At 70.9% G+C, this 14,071-nt stretch carries 14 protein-coding genes; 5 read left to right on the top strand and 9 right to left on the bottom strand.

What is annotated here, in order from left to right; translation table 11 throughout:
- Window positions 1-93 precede the first annotated feature (93 nt).
- Both ACIQM3_RS32690 and ACIQM3_RS32685 read right to left on the bottom strand, forming a co-directional pair.
- Window positions 94-2,016, bottom strand: coding sequence for an AMP-dependent synthetase/ligase (locus tag ACIQM3_RS32690; RefSeq protein ID WP_401630800.1), 1,923 nt, complete (start codon window positions 2,014-2,016; stop codon window positions 94-96).
- Between the two features lie 122 nt (window positions 2,017-2,138).
- A complete protein-coding gene (locus ACIQM3_RS32685) occupies window positions 2,139-3,416 on the bottom strand; it encodes an acetyl-CoA C-acetyltransferase (RefSeq protein WP_401631254.1) in 1,278 nt (425 codons plus the stop codon).
- 74 nt (window positions 3,417-3,490) lie between these two features.
- Between ACIQM3_RS32685 and ACIQM3_RS32680 the strand changes: the two genes are divergently transcribed.
- Entirely contained in the window at window positions 3,491-4,813 is a 1,323-nt protein-coding gene (locus ACIQM3_RS32680; RefSeq protein ID WP_401630799.1) for a 3-oxoacyl-ACP reductase, read from the top strand.
- Window positions 4,814-4,817: 4 nt separating this feature from the next.
- Window positions 4,818-5,657 (top strand): MaoC family dehydratase, encoded by an 840-nt coding sequence (locus ACIQM3_RS32675; RefSeq protein ID WP_401630797.1) that lies wholly within the window; start codon window positions 4,818-4,820, stop codon window positions 5,655-5,657.
- Between the two features lie 4 nt (window positions 5,658-5,661).
- Here ACIQM3_RS32675 and ACIQM3_RS32670 read toward each other — a convergent pair whose 3' ends face one another.
- The gene (locus ACIQM3_RS32670) at window positions 5,662-6,288 is read right to left on the bottom strand and encodes a TetR/AcrR family transcriptional regulator (protein WP_401631252.1); all 627 of its coding nucleotides are present in this window, start codon (window positions 6,286-6,288) and stop codon (window positions 5,662-5,664) included.
- Window positions 6,289-6,524: 236 nt separating this feature from the next.
- Between ACIQM3_RS32670 and ACIQM3_RS32665 the strand changes: the two genes are divergently transcribed.
- Window positions 6,525-7,757 (top strand): alpha/beta hydrolase family protein, encoded by a 1,233-nt coding sequence (locus ACIQM3_RS32665; protein ID WP_401630795.1) that lies wholly within the window; start codon window positions 6,525-6,527, stop codon window positions 7,755-7,757.
- Window positions 7,758-7,822: 65 nt separating this feature from the next.
- Here ACIQM3_RS32665 and ACIQM3_RS32660 read toward each other — a convergent pair whose 3' ends face one another.
- The 5 genes from ACIQM3_RS32660 to ACIQM3_RS32640 form a co-directional block, all read right to left on the bottom strand.
- The gene (locus tag ACIQM3_RS32660; RefSeq protein WP_401630793.1) at window positions 7,823-9,178 is read right to left on the bottom strand and encodes a dicarboxylate/amino acid:cation symporter; all 1,356 of its coding nucleotides are present in this window, start codon (window positions 9,176-9,178) and stop codon (window positions 7,823-7,825) included.
- A gap of 394 nt (window positions 9,179-9,572) precedes the next feature.
- The gene (locus ACIQM3_RS32655; RefSeq protein ID WP_401630791.1) at window positions 9,573-9,869 is read right to left on the bottom strand and encodes a DUF4229 domain-containing protein; all 297 of its coding nucleotides are present in this window, start codon (window positions 9,867-9,869) and stop codon (window positions 9,573-9,575) included.
- A gap of 135 nt (window positions 9,870-10,004) precedes the next feature.
- Window positions 10,005-10,532 carry a GNAT family N-acetyltransferase gene (locus tag ACIQM3_RS32650; protein ID WP_401630789.1) on the bottom strand — a complete coding sequence of 176 codons (528 nt, stop codon included), beginning with the start codon at window positions 10,530-10,532 and terminating at the stop codon, window positions 10,005-10,007.
- Between the two features lie 151 nt (window positions 10,533-10,683).
- Entirely contained in the window at window positions 10,684-11,847 is a 1,164-nt protein-coding gene (mqnE, locus tag ACIQM3_RS32645) for an aminofutalosine synthase MqnE (protein WP_401630787.1), read from the bottom strand.
- Window positions 11,848-11,938: 91 nt separating this feature from the next.
- Window positions 11,939-12,394, bottom strand: coding sequence for an Lrp/AsnC family transcriptional regulator (locus ACIQM3_RS32640; RefSeq protein WP_104786757.1), 456 nt, complete (start codon window positions 12,392-12,394; stop codon window positions 11,939-11,941).
- A gap of 121 nt (window positions 12,395-12,515) precedes the next feature.
- Between ACIQM3_RS32640 and ACIQM3_RS32635 the strand changes: the two genes are divergently transcribed.
- On the top strand, window positions 12,516-12,665 hold the full coding sequence (locus tag ACIQM3_RS32635) for a hypothetical protein (RefSeq protein WP_356710105.1): 150 nt from the start codon (window positions 12,516-12,518) through the stop codon (window positions 12,663-12,665).
- A 10-nt stretch (window positions 12,666-12,675) separates the two neighbouring features.
- Here the strand turns inward: ACIQM3_RS32635 and ACIQM3_RS32630 are convergent, their stop codons facing one another.
- Window positions 12,676-13,341, bottom strand: a complete 666-nt coding sequence (locus ACIQM3_RS32630) for a UbiX family flavin prenyltransferase (protein WP_401631250.1) — start codon at window positions 13,339-13,341, stop codon at window positions 12,676-12,678.
- Window positions 13,342-13,454: 113 nt separating this feature from the next.
- Between ACIQM3_RS32630 and ACIQM3_RS32625 the strand changes: the two genes are divergently transcribed.
- Window positions 13,455-14,060, top strand: a complete 606-nt coding sequence (locus ACIQM3_RS32625; protein WP_401630785.1) for a rhomboid family intramembrane serine protease — start codon at window positions 13,455-13,457, stop codon at window positions 14,058-14,060.
- Window positions 14,061-14,071: the final 11 nt, after the last annotated feature.

Here is a 14,071-nt window from a genome sequence, read left to right as displayed (position 1 = left end):
CTCCGCTCCGCGGGTGTTCCGGTCCGTGGGACCAGGACAGCCCTCCCCGTCGCTTGACCCCGGAAGCGTCTTCGGCGAAGCGGAACGGCCTCGCTACTGCTTGCGGTACAGCTCCTCGATCTCCGCGTCGAAGTCCCGGATGATCGCGTCGCGCTTCAGCTTCAGCGACGGCGTGAGGTGACCGCTCTCCTCGGTGAAGTCCTTGGGCAGGACCGTGAACTTACGGATGGACTCCGCGCGCGAGACCAGACGGTTGGCCTCGTCCACCGCGCGCTGCAGCGCCGCGCGCAGCTCCTCGTCCTCGACGAGCTCGCGCAGGGGGATGTTTTCCTTCTTCCGCATCCGGCGCCAGTGCGCGAGACCGTCCGGCTCCAGGGTGATCAGGGCGCTGATGAACGGCCGGTTGTCCCCCACGACCATGCACTGGCTGACCAGCGGGTGGGCGCGCAGCCAGTCCTCCAGCGGGGCGGGGGTGACGTTCTTGCCGCCGGACGTGATGATGATGTCCTTCTTGCGGCCGGTGATCGTGAGGTAGCCGTCCTCGTCCAGAGCCCCAAGGTCACCTGTCGCGAACCAGCCGTCCTCCAGACGCGGCGTGGCCTCGCCGCGCTCGGTGTCCCAGTAGCCCTGGAAGACCTGGCCCCCGCCGAGCAGCACCTCTCCGTCGTCCGCGATGCGCACGGCGGTGCCCGGCAGCGGCCATCCCACCGTGCCCAGGCGGGGCTTGAGCGGCGGGGTGACCGTGGCGGCGGCGGTGGTCTCGGTCAGGCCGTAGCCCTCGAAGATCTGCATGCCGGCCCCCGCGTAGAACGCGGCGAGCCTGCGTCCCAGCGGGGAGCCGCCGCAGATCGCGTACCGGACGTGGCCGCCCAGCGCGGCCCGGATGCGCCGGTAGACCAGCGGGTCGTAGAGGGCGCGGGCGGCGCGGAGTCCCAGGCCGGGGCCGGGGCCCGTGCCGTGTTCGGCGGCCTCGACCGCCTCGCCGTAACGCCGCGCGATCCGGGCCGCACGGTCGAAGGACGAGGCGCGGCCCATCTTCTCGGCGGTGGCCCGGCCGGTGTTGAAGACCTTCTCCAGGACGTACGGGATGGCCAGCAGGAACGACGGCTTGAATCCGGCCAGGTCCGCGAGCAGGTCCTCGGTCCGGATGGACGGCGCGTGCCCGAGCCGTACCCGTGCGCGCATGCAGCCGATCGCGACCATCCGGCCGAAGACATGCGAGAGCGGAAGGAACAGGAGGGTGGACGCGGGGTACTTGGAGACCGACTTGAAGACCGGGTGGAGCAGCTCGATGGCGTTGTCGACCTCGGCGAAGAAGTTCCCGTGGGTCAGGACGCAGCCCTTGGGCCGGCCCGTGGTGCCGGAGGTGTAGATGAGGGTGGCGGGGCTGTCGGGTTCCAGGGCGCTCCGCCGGGCGGTGACGGCCGCGTCGGGTACGTCCTTGCCCAGCGTCTTCAGCCGGCCGATCGCGCCCGTGTCGAACTGCCACAGATGGGCGAGGTCCCCGAGCTGCTGCCGCTCCTGGCTGACCAGCCGGCCCTGCTCCTTCGTCTCCACGGCGCAGGCGACGGCCCCGGAGTCCTGGAGGATCCAGCGCGTCTGGAAGGCCGACGAGGTGGGGTAGATGGGCACGGTGACCAGCCCGGCCGCCCAGGACGCGAAGTCGAGCAGCGTCCACTCGTAGGTCGTACGGGCCATGATCGCGACCCGGTCACCGCTCTGCAGGCCCTCCGCCACCAGGCCCTTGGCGACGGCCAGGACCTCGGCGGCGAACTCGGCGGCGGTCACGTCCTGCCAGCTGTCGTCCGCCTGCTTGCGGCTGAGGACCGCCTCGGACGGGGCCTCCCGGGCGTTGTCGAAGGGGATCTCGGCGAGCGAGCCACGTCGCACGGCCGGCGCGAGCGGCGGCACGGACACTTCCCGTACGGATCCGTCGGCCGCCCTGACCTTGGTCGGTTCGACCAGGACCGGAACGGGGGACGCGGCGGGTACGGCGGCGGGGGCGGGCGTGGTCACGAGCGGCTCCTCGACATGGGTTCCGGCGCCGGGCCCCCGTCGGTGGGGTCCGGCGCCGAGGCGGCTGTGGGTGCGCGGGGTCGTTCACGTACGGATAGCGGCTGAGGGGGCTGCGGTTGCGGTCAGGGGCGTTCCAGGACGGCGGTGACCCCCTGGCCGCCCGCCGCGCAGATCGAGATCAGGCCCCGGCCGGGCGCGTTGCGCTCACCGAGGAGCTTGGCCAGGGTCGCCACGATCCGGGCACCGGTCGCGGCGAACGGGTGGCCGGTGGCGAGGGACGATCCGACCACATTCAGCTTGTCCCTGTCGACGGGCGCGAGCCCCTGCTGCTCCCAGGACGCCAGGGTGGCGAGCACCTGGGAGGCGAAGGCCTCGTGGATCTCGAAGAGGTCGAAGTCCTCCATGGTGAGCCCGGCACGCTCCAGCATGCGCGGCACGGCGTACGCGGGCGCCATCAGCAGCCCGTCCTCGCCGTTCACGTAGTCCACGGCGGCCGTCTCGTACAGCGACAGATACGCCAGCGGTTCCAGGCCGCGCGTCTCGGCCCACTCCTCGCTCGCCAGCAGCACGGTGGCCGCGCCGTCGGTCAGCGGGGTCGAATTGCCCGCGGTCATCGTCGCGTCGGGGTGGTCCGCGCCGAACACCGGCTTCAGCGTGGCGAGTTTCTCCACCGTGGAGCCGGGGCGCAGGTTCTGGTCGCGGTCCAGGCCGAGATACGGGACGACGAGGTCGTCCAGGAAGCCGCGTTCGTACGCCGCGGCGAGCCGCTGGTGGCTGGTGGCGGCCAGCAGGTCCTGGTCCTGGCGGGCCACCCCCCACTTCCGGGCGGTGACCGCCGCGTGCTCGCCCATCGAAAGGCCGGTGCGGGGCTCGGCGTTGCGCGGGATGTCCGGGACGAGGTGCCCGGGGCGTACGGCTGCGAGCGCCTTGATCCTGGCGCCCGTGGACTTGGCCCGGCGCGCCTCCAGCAGGATCCTGCGGAGCCGGTCGTTGACCCCGAGGGGTGCGTCGCTGGTGGTGTCGGCGCCGCCCGCGATCGCCGAGTCGACCGCACCGAGCGCGATCTTGTTGGCCACGGCGACGACGGCCTGCAGACCGGTGCCGCACGCCTGCTGGATGTCGTACGCGGGCGTGCGCGGGTCCAGGGCGGAGCCCAGGACCGTCTCGCGGGCCAGGTTGAAGTCACGGCTGTGCTTGAGAACCGCGCCGGCGACGAACTCGCCGACCTGCTGTCCTCGCAGGCCGAAGCGCTCGACCAGTCCGTCCAGCGCGGCGGTCAGCATGTCCTGGTTCGACGCCCTCGCGTACGGACCGTCGGAGCGTGCGAACGGGATACGACTGCCACCGATGACCGCGACCCGGCGCGGCTGCGGAAGTGCGAGGGGAATCAACTCGACCAGCTCATCTCGACAACTCCTGACCCTTGAGTAACCTTACTCCGGAGTAAATCTACGACCGAGCAGGAGTCCAGACAATGGCCGACCGCTATCTGCACTTCACCGGCACGGGCCCCGGCCGCTTCCTGACCCGCAGGCTCGGCCTGCCACAGCCCGCCCCGCTGCGCCGCTGGACACTGGAAACCCCGTCACTCGACGGGCCGTTGCTCCACCTCACCGCAGGTAGCTCCGCCCACTCCGGCACGCTCGGCCCGGTACTCGCCGCGACCGGCCTGAAGGTCACCGACCGGGCCGGACGCCCGGCCGCCGTCGTCCTGGACGCCACCGGCGTCACCACGGCCGCGGGACTCGCCGATGTACACGCCGCTCTCCACCCCGTCGTCCGATCGCTGGCCGGCGGCGGCCGCGTCGTCGTCCTCGGCACCACGCCGTCCCCCGACGACCACCACCAGGCGGCGGCCCAGCAGGCCCTCGAAGGGTTCGTACGCTCGCTCGGCAAGGAGATCGGCCGGGGCGCCACGGCGCAGCTGCTGCGGCTCGCGCCCGGGGCGGACGCCGCCTCCGCCGAGTCCACCCTCCGCTTCCTGCTCTCCCCCCGCTCCGCCTACGTCAGCGGCCAGGTCGTCGAACTCACCGCCGACGCGCCCGGCGAGGTCGCCGACTGGGCGGCGCCGCTGTCCGGGCGCACCGCGCTGGTCACCGGCTCGGCGCGCGGCATCGGCGCGTCCGTCGCCTCCGTCCTCGCCCGGGACGGCGCCCAGGTGATCTGCCTGGACGTCCCGCAGGCCCAGGAGGAGCTCGTCCGCACCGCGGACCGCCTCGGCGCCACCGCCCTGCCGCTGGACATCACCGCACCGGATGCCGCCGACCTGATCGCCGCGGCCGTCCCCGGCGGCCTCGACATCCTCGTCCACAACGCGGGCATCACCCGGGACCGCAGGCTCGCCAACATGCCGGCCGACCGCTGGGCCTCGGTCATCGACGTCAACCTCGACAGCGTCCTGCGCACCACGGACGCCCTCATCGGGTCGGGCACCCTGCGCCGCGGCGGCCGGATCGTCGCCACCGCGTCCATCGCCGGCATCGCGGGCAACAACGGCCAGACCAACTACGCGGCCAGCAAGGCCGGAATCATCGGCCTGGTCCGCTCCCTGGCGCCGCGAGCCGCCGCCGAGCACGGCATCACCGTCAACGCCGTCGCGCCGGGCTTCATCGAGACGAAGATGACGGCCGCCGTGCCCCTCTTCATCCGGGAGGCCGGGCGCCGGATGAACTCCCTGTCCCAGGGCGGCCTTCCGGTGGATGTCGCGGAGACCACCGCCTGGTTTGCCCAGCCCGCGTCCGGAGCGGTCAACGGCCAGGTCGTACGGGTCTGCGGCCAGAGCCTGCTGGGGGCGTGACGCGATGACCGGCCTGAGCCTCTCGCTCGTCCGCGGAGCCGTCACCTCACCCTTCAAGCGGGCCGGGCGCCCCGGCGCCACCCTGCCGCCGGCCCGTGAGGTGATCCCGCACGGACGCATCGCCCCCGGCCCCCTCGCCGCGTACAGCAGGATCTGCGGCTTCGCCGAATCGGGCCCGCTGCCGCTCACCTACCCGCACGTCCTGGGCTTCCCCCTGGCCATGCGGCTGATGACGGGCCGCGACTTCCCCCTGCCGGTGCTCGGACTGGTCCACACCTGGATCGAGATCACCGCACACCGGGTGCTGCAGCCGACGGACCAGCTCGAACTCACCGTGTACGCCGACGGCCTCACGCCGCACCGGCGCGGCACGGAGGTCACGATGGTCACCGAGGCGCGCCTCGCCGGCGCACTCGCCTGGGAGTCACGCAGCGGCTACCTGTCCCGGCACGCGACCGGAGCGGAGGCACCCCCGCCCTCTTCCCAGGCCTCGCCCCCGGAACCGCCCGCCGTGGCCGAATGGCAGCTGCCCGCCGACCTCGGGCGGCGGTACGGGGCCGCTTCGGGCGACCGGAACCCCATCCATCTCCACCCCGTGACAGCACGGCTCTTCGGCTTCCCCCGGCACATCGCGCACGGCATGTGGACCGTCGCCCGCTGCCTGGCGGAGGCCGAGGGCGGGAGCGGCTCACGCGGGCCGGGCCGGATCCGGTCCGTGCGGGCGGACTTCAAGGCGCCCGTCCTGCTGCCCTCCACCGTCACGTACGCCGCCGACGGCACCGCCTTCCAGGTGCGCGGCGCCAGCCGCGTCCACCTCACCGGCACCGTGGTCCGGGAGGGCTGAGGAACTACCGCTCGGTCCCCCGGGACTGCCAGCCGCGCCCGTGCATGAGGTTCTCCAGGCCCGCCCACGAGAAGTTCATCAGGGTGGAGGCGGCCTCCTTGGCGGAGACGCCGGGAGTGGCGTTCGCCCAGCCGGCGAGCGCCTCCGCCGCCCCCACCAGCGCCTGCGCGAGCCCCGCCACATCCCGGTCGGGCAGCGCGGGATCGCTGTGCGCCTCACGTGCCGCCGCGCCGATCAGACCCGTCACGAACGCAACGATCTCCTCACGCAGCGCCCCCACCTCGCTGACGAACGGCTCCCCGTGCGAGCTCGCCTGCTGGTGGAGCACCGCCCAGCCGTCCGGGTTCTCCGCGGTGTGCGTGAAGAACCCCCGCAGTCCCGACCACAGTTGCCGGTCAGCCGGAATCCCCGGCTCCACCGCGGCCTGCACGGCCTCCACCAGCGCTTTCGACTCGCGGCGGATGCACGCGGTGAAGAGCTCCTCCTTGGAATTGAGGTACAGATAGACCAAGGGCTTGGACACACCGGCCAGTTCCGCGATCTCGTCCATCGAGGCGGCCCGGTACCCGCGCTGCGCGAATGTCCGCACGGCCGCGTCCATCATCTGCTGCTCACGCACCGCGCGCGGCATCCGTTTGCTCTTCACTGCACTCACGTCAGACATCCCTCCCGCCCCCACTGCGCTACTCCTCGGTAAGACTACGGCGCGGCCCCGCCCGCCGTCGTACGGACGGAACACGGCCCGGCCACGATGGCCGGTAGTCGTCCACATACCTCCGGGGCAGCACCGCGTACACCTGTGGTGGCCCACGGGATCAGCCCGCGGGCCGATGCCTCCGCCCAAGCCCGCCGCCTAGTGTCCCTGGCATGACGATGAGACTCCGCAGACGGACGGCCGTCGCCGTCCTCGCAGCCACGCTCCTGCTGGCCACGCCCGTCGCCACCGCCCAGGCGTTATCCGGCCCGGCGCCCGCGCAGGCCGCGTCCGCCACCGCCACCGCCACCGCGTCCGCCACCGCCACGGTCGACGAACTGCCCCGCCCGACCGGCCCGTACGCCGTCGGCACAGAGGTCCTGAACCTCACCGACCACGACCGCCCCGACCCCTGGGTGCCCGAGGCCGGGGACCGCGAGCTGATGGTCTCCCTGTACTACCCGGCCCGCCATGGCCGGCCGGGTAGTACCGCCCCGTACATGACCATCGGAGAAGCCCGGATGGTGCTGGCGAACACCGGGCTGGAAGGCACCGTGCCACCGTCGGCGTTGAGCGGGCTGGGCACCCACGCCCGCACCGGCGCCCGGACAGCCCCTGGGCGCTTCCCCCTGGTGCTGCTCTCCCCCGGATTCGGCAACCCCCGGGCGACGATGACCTCGCTCGCGGAGGACCTGGCGAGCCGCGGTTACGTGGTGGCGAGTGTCGATCATGCCTACGAGGCATTCGGGACCGAACTGCCCGACGGCCGGGTACTGACCTGCGTGGCCTGCGAGAAGATGGAGTCCGCGCCATCCGATGAAGCCCGGGAGGAGCTGGGCAGGCTCGTCTCCACCGGACGGTCCGCCGACCTCTCCTTCGTGCTGGACCGGCTGACCGGCCACCGTCCCGCCTGGAAGAGCTCCCGCATGATCGACCCGCGCCGGGTCGCCGTGGCCGGCCATTCCATCGGGGGCAGCGCCGCCGCCTCCGCGATGCTCGAAGACCCGCGCTTCGACGCGGGGATCAACATGGACGGCAGGTTCCAGGAGCGCGTTCCCGCGTCCGGTCTCGGCGAGCGCCCCTTCATGATGCTGGGCACCACGTCCTTCCACACCCCCGGTGGCGAGGACGAGTCCTGGGACGAGGGCTATCAGCGGCTGGACGGCTGGAAGCGCTGGATCGGCGTCGCGGGATCCGGCCACTCCAGCTTCACGGACGTACCCGTCCTGGAGGACCGGATGGGTGTGACGCTGGACCCCTCGGTCACGCTCTCCACCGACCGTCAGGTCCGGATCACCCGTGACTACGTCGGCGCCTTCCTCGACCAGCACCTGCGCGGACGGCACCAGCGCCTGCTGGACGGCCCCACACCCGGCAACCCCGAGGTCGTCTTCCAGACCCGCTGACGGCCCCGTCGCACACAGGAGCGCCCCCGGACACAGAGGTCCGGGGGCGCTCGTGCGCGTGCGGGTCACGCCGTGACGGGAACGCCCTTCGGCTCCACGTCGTGCGCCTCGGGCTCCTCGACCGGGGAGGCCGACGCCGAGTTGTACGCGTCGTGGTCGAGGATCTTCTCGCGGGCCGCGACGATCACCGGGATCAGAGCCTGTCCCGCCACGTTCGTGGCGGTGCGCATCATGTCCAGGATCGGGTCGATGGCGAGGAGCAGGCCCACGCCCTCCAGCGGGAGGCCCAGCGTCGACAGGGTGAGGGTCAGCATGACCGTGGCGCCGGTGAGGCCGGCGGTGGCCGCCGAGCCGATGACCGAGACGAACGCGATCAGGATGTAGTCACCGATGCCCAGCTGGACGTCGAAGATCTGCGCGATGAAGATCGCCGCCAGCGCGGGGTAGATCGCGGCGCAGCCGTCCATCTTGGTCGTGGCACCGAACGGCACGGCGAAGGAGGCGTACTCCTTCGGGACGCCCAGGCGCTCCGTGACCTGCTGGGTGACCGGCATGGTGCCGACCGAGGAGCGGGAGACGAAGGCCAGCTGGATCGCGGGCCAGGCGCCCTTGAAGAACTGCAGCGGGCTGACCTTGGCGACCGTGGCGAGCAACAGCGGGTAGACGCCGAACATCACCAGGGCGCAGCCGATGTAGACGTCCGCGGTGAAGGTGGCGTACTTGCCGATCAGGTCCCAGCCGTAGTCGGCGATGGCGTAGCCGATGAGGCCGACGGTGCCGATCGGGGCGAGGCGGATGACCCACCACAGGGCCTTCTGGAGGAGCTCCAGGATCGACTCGCTGAGGGAGAGGATCGGCTTGGCCTTCTCGCCGAGCTGGAGCGCGGCGATACCGGCGACGGCGGCCATGAAGACGATCTGGAGGACGTTCAGCTCGGTGAACGGCGTGATGACGTCCGTCGGGATGATGCCGGTGAGGAAGTCCAGCCAGGAGCCGGCGCTCTCGGGCTTGGCGCCGTCCTTCGGGGTGAGGCCGGTACCGGAGCCCGGGTTGGTGATCAGACCGATCGCGAGGCCGATGGCGACCGCGATCAGCGACGTGATCATGAACCAGAGCAGGGTGCGGGTGGCCAGCCTGGCGGCGTTGTTGACCTTGCGCAGGTTGGTGATCGACACCAGGATCGCGAAGAAGACGAGGGGTGCGACGGCCAGCTTCAGCAGCTGGACGAAGATGTGGCCGACCTGGTCCAGCGTGGTGTAGAGCCAGCCGATCTCGTAGCTGCGGGTGATCCAGCCGAGCAGGACACCGAGGACCAGACCGGCGACTATCTGTATCCAGAACGGGATTCTGGGCAGGCGGAAGCCGGAACCGGACGGCTTGCCGGCTTCGGTCTCGGCGGTGGGCGCGGGATTCGCGGACACGGACACACTCCAGATGTGACGCATCGGGACGTACGAGGGAGAGACGTACGGTCGTGCGGTCGAACAGGGGGACGGGGGTGCGGCGCCCGCGTCAGGGGCGGCGCCGCTGCATGATGCCGGTTCAGACGTTGCGGCAACAGACCGCGGACATACAGCGGCAGAGATCGACATGCAGGCGCGCCACGAGCGGGACGCTCAGAGCGTGATGGGTGCGCACTGCGGTAATCATGTCGAATACGTTAACACTGCAACTTTGAGAACCTCAAAGGTACGCTTCTTGATCATCTCGGGAGAGCGTGCACCCGGGCACGCGGAAGCCCCGGTACGGGAGCGGCTGCTCCGGTCCGGGGCTTCGTATGTATGTGCGTGCGGTGTGAGGAACCTTACGCTGCGCCTACTGGGCGACGCTGTCCTCGCGGGTGCGGTTCGCCTCGAGCCTGGCCTTGGTCCGGTCGACCGACGAGATGAGCTGCTCGGACATCTCGTCGCGCTGCTTGCGCAGCAGGACGAAGCTCAGGGGGGCGGAGAGCAGCAGGCCGAGGAGGATCACCCAGACGACGTTGGAGCCGCCGACGCCGGAGGGGATGACACCGAAGTGGACCGCGACACCGGCGACGAAGAAGCAGCCGACGAAAATCAGCAGGCGCATGGCGGTGTACCGGATCGTTGCGCTCGGCTTGGCAGCGGACACGGCTGGCCTTCTCTCTACGTCCGACGGTCCTGCGGTCGTGCAGTCCGGGGTCCTGCCCGACCAGTGAAGCATGCCCCGAATTCGATCAGTTCGCAGGGTTGCCCCGGCGCGGCCGCGCGCCCGTACCCGGCAGCCTCAGCGGAAGAGCGGGAGCAGCATGATGACGTCGTCGCGGTAGTCGTCCTCGGCGACCCGGATGGCGTTCGGGACCCGGCCCACCTCCTTGTATCCGCAGGAGGTGTAGAAGCGGTCGGCACCGGTCCCGCCGCGGCAGGTGAGCCGGATGGCGTCGATGCCGTCGAGCTCCAGGGCGGCGTCGGCCGTGGCCGCCATCAGCGCGCGCCCGTAGCCCTTGCCCTGGTGGCGCGGGTGGACCATCACCGTGTAGGCGCCGATCCAGTGCCGCATGAGCCGGTGGGTGTTGTGGGTGAGGAAGGCGGTGGCGGCCACCGTGCCGTCCTCGTCCCGCCCGACGACCAGGTGGGTACGGCCCTCGGCCATTGCGGCGAGGTGCTTGACCAGCTCCGGCCGGACCTCCTCGTCGGTGACGGGCGGCACGAAGCCGACGGCTCCGCCGGCGTTGCTGACGTCGGCCCAGAGCGCGGCGATGCCGTCCCGCAGGGCCCGGTCGAATGCGGGATCCACTTCAAATGTAAGCGCCATATGTGCAGGTTAACCATTACGAGAGGGTGACCTCAACCCGCGTCCACCACGCGGGAAAGCCCCGGCCGGGGGACGGCAGGCCGGGGCTTTCGTACAGCGGGACACCCGGGGCACCCGCTACGGGCGCGGGGCGTCGGGCGGGCGTGAGGCCTCAGACGCGCATCGGCTGCGGAGTCTCGCGCCGGTCGGCCTCCGGGCCCGGGTACTCGCGCAGGATCTCGTACCGGGTGTTGCGCTCCACGGGCCGGAAGCCCGCGTCCCGGATGAGGTCCAGCAGGTCCTCGCGGCCGAGCTTGTTCGGCGTGCCGTAGTCGTCCGCGTCATGCGTGATCTTGTACTCGACGACCGAGCCGTCCATGTCGTCCGCACCGTGCTGGAGCGCGAGCTGCGCGGTCTGCACGCCGTGCATGACCCAGAAGACCTTGACGTGCGGGACGTTGTCGAAGAGCAGCCGCGAGACCGCGAAGGTCTTGAGCGCCTCCGCGCCGGTCGCCATCGACGTCCGCGCCTGGAGGGTGTTGCGGACCTTGCCGTCCTTCATGTCGACGAAGTCGTGCTGGTAGCGCAGCGGGATGAAGACCTGGAAGCCGCCGGTCTCGTCCTGCATCTCCCGCAGTCGCAGCACGTGGTCGACGCGGTGACGGGGCTCCTCGATGTGCCCGTACAGCATCGTCGCCGGGGTCTTGAGACCCTTCTCGTGCGCGAGACGGTGGATGCGCGACCAGTCTTCCCAGTGGGTGTTGTGGTCGACGATGTGCTGGCGGACCTCCCAGTCGAAGATCTCCGCGCCGCCGCCGGTCAGCGATTCCAGACCGGCCTCGATCAGCTCGTCGAGGATCTCGGAGGCCGTGAGCCCGGAGATCGTCTCGAAGTGGTGGATCTCCGTCGCCGTGAACGCCTTGAGCGCCACCTCCGGCAGGGCTTCCTTGAGCGCGCTGAGCGAGCGCGGGTAGTAGCGCCACGGCAGGGTGGGGTGCAGCCCGTTGACGATGTGCAGCTCGGTGAGGTTCTCGCCCTGCATCGCCTTGGCGAGACGGACGGCCTCCTCGATACGCATCGTGTACGCGTCCTTCTCGCCCGGCTTCCGCTGGAACGAGCAGTACGCGCAGGACGCGGTGCACACGTTGGTCATGTTGAGGTGACGGTTGACGTTGAAGTGGACGACGTCGCCGTTCTTCCTCGTACGCACCTCGTGGGCCAGCCCGCCGAGCCACGCCAGGTCGTCGGACTCGTAGAGCGCGATCCCGTCCTCGCGGGTCAGCCGCTCGCCGGCCCGGGCCTTCTCCTCCAGCTCGCGCTTGAGTCCCGCGTCCACTAGGGCGCCTCCATGTCTCTCTGTAGTCGTTCCGCCAGCCCACGGTACTCCCCCGCCCTCCGGGCGGAGGCACCCCCGTCACCGCTCGGCGTCACTCCTCCTCGGGGAGCTCTCCGACCCGGTTCTCCCACTTGGTGGAGAGCACGACCGTCGTACGGGTCCGGGAGACCCCCCTGGTGCCGCTGAGCCGCCGGATGGTCTTCTCCAGGCCGTCCACGTCGCCGACCCGCACCTTGAGCATGAACGAGTCGTCACCCGCGATGAACCAGCAGTCCTCGATCTCGGCGAGGTCCTTCAGCCGGTGCGCGACGTCCTCGTGGTCGGCGGCGTCGGAGAGGGAGATGCCGATCAGCGCGGTGACGCCGAGCCCGAGCGACGCGGCGTCGACGGTCGCGCGGTATCCGGTGATGACACCGGCGGTTTCCAGCCGGTTGATGCGGTCGGTGACGCTGGGCCCGGAGAGCCCGACGAGCCGTCCCAGCTCGGCATACGAGGCCCTGCCGTTCTCTCTGAGGGCCTGGATGAGCTGCCTGTCCACCGCGTCCATGTGACTGAAACCTTCCATTGTTCAGCAGTACCGCGAGCTTACGTGTAGAATCTAAGGCACAACAGGGCCAGGCCCTGTAAATCTTTCCCAGTATCCAAGAAATGCTTTCGAATCTTCAGGAGTGAACTTCACCGTGTACTCGATCGAGATGGCCTACGCCCGGATGCGCGAGCTGCAGGACCTGGCCAACCGCTCGCGTGCCCACCAGCCCGCCGCCGCCCACCGCGTCGACCGCGCCCGCGCCCCGCGCATGAGCAGGAAGAAGCGCTGACCTCACCGCTTCAGCTCCGGGAGGCACCACCGAGCTCCCCCTCCCACCGGCGGTACAGCTGGTGCGGCACCCCCGCCGCGTCCAGCACCCGCCCGGCGACGAAGTCCACCAGGTCCTGGATGTGCGTCGCCCCCGCGTAGAACGCCGGAGAGGCGGGCAGCACCACGGCGCCCGCCTCGTCGAGCGCGACCATCTGCTTGAGCGTCTGGCCGCTGAGCGGCGTCTCGCGCACCACCACGACCAGCTTCCGCCGCTCCTTGAGCGTCACGCTCGCGGCCCGCTGGAGCAGATCCTTCGAGAGCCCCAGCGCCACCCCGGCCACACACGCCGTCGACGCAGGGACGATCAGCATCCCCTTCGCCGGATACGACCCCGAGGAAGGCCCCGCCGCCAGGTCGCCGGCCGCCCAGTGGCGTACGCCGTCGATGTCGGGCCGGAAGGTGTCCGGCTTCCCGTCCGCGCCCCGCGCCAGCCAGCTCCGCAGGTCCTCCTGCCAGTGGGCGTCACGGAAGGCGATGCCCGTCTCGTCCAGGAGCGTCAGCCGCGAGGCACGGCTGACCACCAGATCGACGCTCTCCCCGGCCGCCAGCAGTCCGCGCAGCACCGAGGCCGCGAACGGCGTGCCCGATGCGCCCGATACCCCGACAATCCAAGGCCTGCGCTCCTGCTGACTCATCGAAGTCCCGGCTGTCACACCGCCGAGCCTATCCGGCACCCCGTCCCAGGAACTGAGCCAGGGGCTCCGGACGTTGCAACGGATGAGGGAACAGCCATGGACAGGGGGTGACCATGACGGGAACACGCACCACCGCCACCGCACGAGCCGTCACGGCCGGCGCGGTCATGCTCGCCTGGGTCGCCCTGCTGTGGCTGCTGGAAGGCATCGACATGGCGACGGGCAATTCCCTCGACAGCTACGGCGTCAGCCCACGCGAACCCGCCGAGCTGGCCGACGTCGTCCCCTCCGCGTTTCTGCACAGCGGCTGGGAGCACGTGGCGTCCAACAGCGTCCCGCTGCTGGTCCTCGGCTTCATCGCCGCGCTCGGCGGGGTACGCAGGTTCGCCGCCGTGGTGCTCGTCGTGATCGTGACGGCCGGCGTCGGCGTCTGGCTCACCGCGCCGCCGAACACGGTGACGCTCGGCGCGTCCGGCGTGGTCTTCGGCCTCTTCGGCTATCTGCTGGTCCGCGGCTTCGTGGACCGGCGCCCGCTGGACATCGTCGTCGGCGTGATCATCGCCGCGGTCTACGGCTCCCTGCTCTGGGGCGTACTGCCGACGGACTCCGGCATCAGCTGGCAGGGCCACCTCTTCGGCCTCATAGGCGGGGTGGCGTCGGCGTTCTTCTTCCGCCGCCCCCGCCGCCCGCAGGAGCCCAAGGGCTACATCACGGTATGAGGGTCAGGGTG

It is taken from the genome of Streptomyces sp. NPDC091271 (assembly GCF_044757505.1).
Lineage (GTDB): Bacteria > Actinomycetota > Actinomycetes > Streptomycetales > Streptomycetaceae > Streptomyces.
The sequence above is the reverse complement of the archived record's forward strand: the minus strand, read 5'-3'. Positions and strand labels throughout refer to the sequence as shown.

Coding starts and splice junctions, on each gene's coding strand:
- ACIQM3_RS32680 (WP_401630799.1), top strand. CDS start 3,491: ATGGCCGACCGCTATCTGCACTTCACCGGCACGGGCCCCGGCCGCTTC.
- ACIQM3_RS32675 (WP_401630797.1), top strand. CDS start 4,818: ATGACCGGCCTGAGCCTCTCGCTCGTCCGCGGAGCCGTCACCTCACCC.
- ACIQM3_RS32640 (WP_104786757.1), bottom strand. CDS start 12,394: ATGGACGCGGTGGACAGGCAGCTCATCCAGGCCCTCAGAGAGAACGGC.
- ACIQM3_RS32630 (WP_401631250.1), bottom strand. CDS start 13,341: ATGAGTCAGCAGGAGCGCAGGCCTTGGATTGTCGGGGTATCGGGCGCA.
- ACIQM3_RS32665 (WP_401630795.1), top strand. CDS start 6,525: ATGACGATGAGACTCCGCAGACGGACGGCCGTCGCCGTCCTCGCAGCC.
- ACIQM3_RS32625 (WP_401630785.1), top strand. CDS start 13,455: ATGACGGGAACACGCACCACCGCCACCGCACGAGCCGTCACGGCCGGC.
- ACIQM3_RS32650 (WP_401630789.1), bottom strand. CDS start 10,532: ATGGCGCTTACATTTGAAGTGGATCCCGCATTCGACCGGGCCCTGCGG.
- ACIQM3_RS32670 (WP_401631252.1), bottom strand. CDS start 6,288: ATGCCGCGCGCGGTGCGTGAGCAGCAGATGATGGACGCGGCCGTGCGG.